Consider the following 1,066-nt stretch of genomic DNA (forward strand, 5'->3'; position numbering starts at 1 on the left):
CAGCCGGTCGAGGTAGCGACCGGCTGCCCGCACGTCGGCCTCGTCCAGCGCCGGGTCGAGCTGGCGGGCCAGTTCCAGCAGCTCCGCCACGTCGTGCTGTTCCAGGGCCGCGGCCACGTCGATGTAGTCCCGAACCTCCCGCCGGTTCACCAGGGCGGCGGTCTTGTTCGCCATCAGGTCGCGCACGTCCATCACCGGACCGAGATCCATCACCACGGGGCTGCGGTGCCGGTCGAGCCGAGCCAGGCTGAGCCGGATCCGGCGCCCGTCCCGGCTCACCACGAAGTCCTTCAGGTCCCGGTCGAAGCCCTCGAACAGCTCCGCCAACTCGCTGTCCGGATCCGCGTCGCGCACCTCGAACCCGGCCCGCTCCAGCGCCCTCCGTACCTCGTCGGCCGCCGCCGCAACCGCGCCCTCGACATCGGCGAAGAGGTCCACGTCCTCCGTCGGGCGGGTCACCAGCCCGTGCGCCGCCCAGGCCACCCCGCCCCCGAGCACGAACCGGTACGGCCCGGCGGCCGACAGGGCCACCCGGGCCACCTCGCGGTAGAACTCGTGCGGATGGGCGGTGCTCACGCCGTACGCAGACCCCGGTGGCGGCTCTCCCACGCCTGGCGTACCCCGCGGGGCAGGTTGAGCAGCCGCCACACCCGACGCAGCGTGCGCCCGTTGATGAGCAGGCGCAGGTCCTCGGCGCGGGTGGTCTCCCGCAGCACGTTCTCGTACATCCAGAGCAGCTCGTCCGGATCTTCGAGGTCGAAGGCGCGGTCGGCGTTCCACATCAGCCGCACCGGCAGCTCCACCACGCCGCGCGTGGGGCCGGTGAGCTCGGCGAGCGTCCGGGTCACCACGGCGGGCCGGCCCGGGCGGGCCAGGTGGGCCACGCGGGTCGCGGTGGGGGAGAGGCCGTGCATGCTGTCAGGGTACGCCCGGTTCCCCGTTTGTCGGTGCTGGCGGTGCGGCTGAGGTCGGGGTTGGCTCGCCCTGCGGTGCGGGGGTGGTCGGCTCGGCTTGCGGTGCGGTGCGGGGGTTGTCGGCGTTGGCTTGCGGTGCGTGGGGGTGGGGG

General features: G+C 73.8%; 2 protein-coding genes. Both read right to left on the reverse strand.

The genetic code is table 11. The features are described 5' to 3' along the window. Positions 1-576: nucleotidyl transferase AbiEii/AbiGii toxin family protein (locus ACSNOB_RS31890; protein ID WP_436691146.1), on the reverse strand; the 576-nt coding region annotated here is incomplete at its 3' end. After that, positions 573-914, reverse strand: a complete 342-nt coding sequence (locus ACSNOB_RS31895) for a hypothetical protein (protein WP_393107959.1) — start codon at positions 912-914, stop codon at positions 573-575. The genes ACSNOB_RS31890 and ACSNOB_RS31895, both read right to left, overlap by 4 nt. Positions 915-1,066: the final 152 nt, after the last annotated feature.

It is taken from the genome of Micromonospora sp. URMC 106, from assembly GCF_051386395.1.
Lineage (GTDB): Bacteria > Actinomycetota > Actinomycetes > Mycobacteriales > Micromonosporaceae > Micromonospora.

Coding starts and splice junctions, on each gene's coding strand:
- ACSNOB_RS31895 (WP_393107959.1), bottom strand. CDS start 914: ATGCACGGCCTCTCCCCCACCGCGACCCGCGTGGCCCACCTGGCCCGC.